The following is a 2,840-nucleotide window of genomic DNA, read 5'->3' as shown; positions in this document are numbered from 1 at the left end:
TACTCGGTCGCCGGCGTCGGCGTGAAGATGCACGTCAACCCGCCGAAGGACTGGGGCAAGTACGCCGGCACCGTGCTCGGCGAGGACGGCAAGGGTGGCACCGCGCCGCTGGCCGGGGCGACCATCCAGATCAACGCCTCGACGACGAGCTACACCCTGCGGACGACCAAGGACGGCACCTACGGCCTGTGGTTCGACAGCCGCCTCAACCCGGTCAAGGTGATCGTGTCCAAGGACGGCTACCAGCCGGTGACCACCACGGTGAAGCTCGCGAAGGGGGGCACCGTCACCGGTAACTTCACGCTGAAGAAGGTCTCGTGACCCAGTTCCGGTGAAAACAGCGCGGGCCGGTCCCTCGGGACCGGCCCGCGTCGCGTTCAACGGCTGGCCGCCGTTCAGACCGCGCGCCTCTTGTACAACTCGCCGACGTTCGCGCGCGGTGCGGGACGGTGGTGTGCGGCGGGGCCCTCCGCGAAGGCGCGCAGGAGGTTTTCCGTAGTGCGGGTCACGAAGGTGCGGGTACGGGCGTCCATGCCGTGGTCGCGGCCGCCGTCGGGGGTGCCGGCCATGAGCCCCTCCACCCAGCGCATGGCGGTGAACGAGCCCTGCTTGGCGGTGCCCACCAGCACCTGCTTGAGCCGGTCGGCTGTCCAGTCCGGGTGGCGCTGCGCGAGGATCGCCGCGGCGCCGGACACATGCGGGGTACCCATCGCGGTCTCGGCCGCACGCGCGGCGACAATGTCGACGCCCGGTCCGGTGATCTCCGGCTTGACCGCGAAGGTCTCCGTGACCGGGCCGCGGCTGGAGAAGCCTGCGAGCTGGTCCTGCTTGTTCACCGCGCCGACGGTCAGCGCGTCGGCGGCGGCGCCCGGCGAGCCCACCCGCGGGCGTCGAGCTTGGCGGTGGGTTCGTCGAGGATGATGAACCGGGCGCCGAAGGACAGGGCTCGGGCGATCTCCACGACCTGGCGCTGCTCGACGGTCAGGTCCTCGGCACGCGCGGTCGGGTCGACCTCCACGCTGTACTCGGCGAGCAGATCGCTCGCGCGGTGACGCAGCTGCTTCCAGCTGATCGGGCGCAGCGCACCGGAGCTCTGCCGGTCGAGGAAGAGGTTCTCCGCGACGGTCAGGCCCGGGATGATGGTGGAACGCTGGTAGACGCAGGCCACCTTGGAGCGCCAGGCGTCGGTGTCACCGAGGGCCGGGGCCGGCTCTCCGTGGAAGCGCAGGTTTCCGGTGTCGGGGTTCTGCAGGCCCGTGAGGATCGACACGAGCGTGGACTTGCCCGCGCCGTTGCGGCCGACCAGGGCATGGGATTCGCCCGGTGCCACCGAGATGCGGGCGTCGCTGAGGGCGACCGTGTTCCGACCTCACAGCCCCGGATGTCGCCGACGCCATCGCTGCCCTGCGCGAACAGCCGGGAGGGGACCGACTGGTCGGCATCCGCCACCAGGTCCAGGACGAGCCCGATCCCAACTGGCTGCTGCGCCATGACGTCCGTCGCGGCCTGATCGCCGTCGGGCAGGCTGGCCTCGTCTACGACCTGGTGGTCAAACCGCACCAGCTTCCCGCGGCCTTCGCCGTGGCCGCCGGGATTCCCGGGCTGACCTTCGTCCTCGACCACCTCGGCAAGCCCCCGATCGCCACCGGGGAGCTCGCCCCCTGGGAGGCCGACCTGCGCCGCCTGGCCGCCCTGCCCAACACCGTGTGCAAACTCTCCGGCATGGTCACCGAGGCCGCGCCCGACTGGCAGATGGAGGACCTCACGCCGTACGCCGACACCGTGCTGGACGCCTTCGGTCCGCAGCGGCTGCTCTTCGGCTCGGACTGGCCGGTCTGCACGCTCCGGGCCGGCTACCGGGAGGTCGTCCGCATCGCCGACCGCCTCACCGACCGGCTGAGCCCGACGGAGAAGGATGCGCTGTTCCATGACAACGCGGCCCGTGTCTACGGCCTCCGGCCACCCGCACAGCCGTACCAGCCGTGATCTATCCTGCACAGACCCGGACACGAGCGAGGCGAGCGAGAGGGCCAGTCACCGACGAGGCGATCGAGAAGATCAAGGCCATGATCGTCAGCGGTGAGCTCCGCCCGGGCTCCCGGCTCCCGCGCGAGGCCGACCTGGCCGAGCGTCTCGGGCTCTCCCGCAACTCCCTCCGGGAGGCGGTGAAGGCGCTCTCACTCATCCGGGTGCTCGACGTGCGCCAGGGCGACGGTACGTACGTGACGAGTCTGGAACCCGACCTGCTGCTCGACGCCCTGTCCTTCGCCGCCGACCTCCAGCAGGACGATACGGTACTGCAGTTCCTGGAGGTCCGGCGGATCCTGGAGCCGGCCGCGGCGGCCATGGCGGCCCGGGTCATGCCGGACGAGGAGATCGCTGCACTCGGCGAAGTGCTGGCCCGGCTGGAGGACGACGCCTCGCTGGAGGCACTGATCGACAACGACCTGGAGTTCCACCGCAGGCTTGCGGCGGGTTCCGGCAACGCGGTGCTCTGTTCATTGATCGACGGCCTGTCCGGCCCGACCGCGCGGGCCCGGCTGTGGCGCGGCCGAACCGAGGAGGGCGCGGTGGAGCGGACCAGGCAGCAGCACCGGGCGATCTACGAGGCCGTTGCCGCCCGGCGTCCGGAACTCGCCCAGGCCTGGGCGACGGTGCACGTTGCGGAGGTCGAGCAGTGGCTGCGCGGGACGCTCGGCGCGCAAGCCTCCGGGCTCGCCTGAGCAAGGACGAGAAAAAGGTGGCGGGGCCGGCTGAAGCCGGCCCCGCCACCCCCAAGTCGTGGTCACCCCGAATCGCGCGGGTGATCAAGCACAAGCGCACCCGCGGGGTGGAGGAAA

General features: G+C 71.1%; 2 protein-coding genes and 3 pseudogenes. 3 read left to right on the top strand and 2 right to left on the bottom strand.

Annotated elements, in window-relative coordinates; all coding sequences use genetic code 11:
- The coding region (locus AB0915_RS38890; RefSeq protein ID WP_366696087.1) for a carboxypeptidase-like regulatory domain-containing protein at positions 1 to 321 on the top strand (321 nt) is incomplete at its 5' end.
- A 284-nt stretch (positions 322 to 605) separates the two neighbouring features.
- On the opposite strand, the pseudogene AB0915_RS38885 reads toward AB0915_RS38890, so the two are convergent.
- Both AB0915_RS38885 and AB0915_RS38880 read right to left on the bottom strand, forming a co-directional pair.
- Positions 606 to 881 (bottom strand): annotated as a pseudogene (locus AB0915_RS38885) (S8 family serine peptidase); the annotation flags it as partial.
- Positions 881 to 1,360 (bottom strand): annotated as a pseudogene (locus AB0915_RS38880) (ATP-binding cassette domain-containing protein); the annotation flags it as partial. The pseudogenes AB0915_RS38885 and AB0915_RS38880, both read right to left, overlap by 1 nt.
- Positions 1,361 to 1,362: 2 nt before the next feature.
- Between AB0915_RS38880 and AB0915_RS38875 the strand changes: the two are divergent.
- Positions 1,363 to 1,986: pseudogene (locus AB0915_RS38875) on the top strand (amidohydrolase family protein); the annotation flags it as partial.
- On the top strand, positions 1,986 to 2,723 hold the full coding sequence (locus AB0915_RS38870) for a FadR/GntR family transcriptional regulator (protein WP_366696089.1): 738 nt from the start codon (positions 1,986 to 1,988) through the stop codon (positions 2,721 to 2,723). The pseudogene AB0915_RS38875 and the gene AB0915_RS38870, both read left to right, overlap by 1 nt.
- Positions 2,724 to 2,840: the final 117 nt, after the last annotated feature.

It is taken from the genome of Streptomyces sp. NPDC048411 (genome assembly GCF_040704695.1).
Taxonomy (GTDB): Bacteria; Actinomycetota; Actinomycetes; order Streptomycetales; family Streptomycetaceae; genus Streptomyces.
Note: the sequence above shows the minus strand (reverse complement) of the source record. Positions and strands in the feature narration are given on the sequence as shown.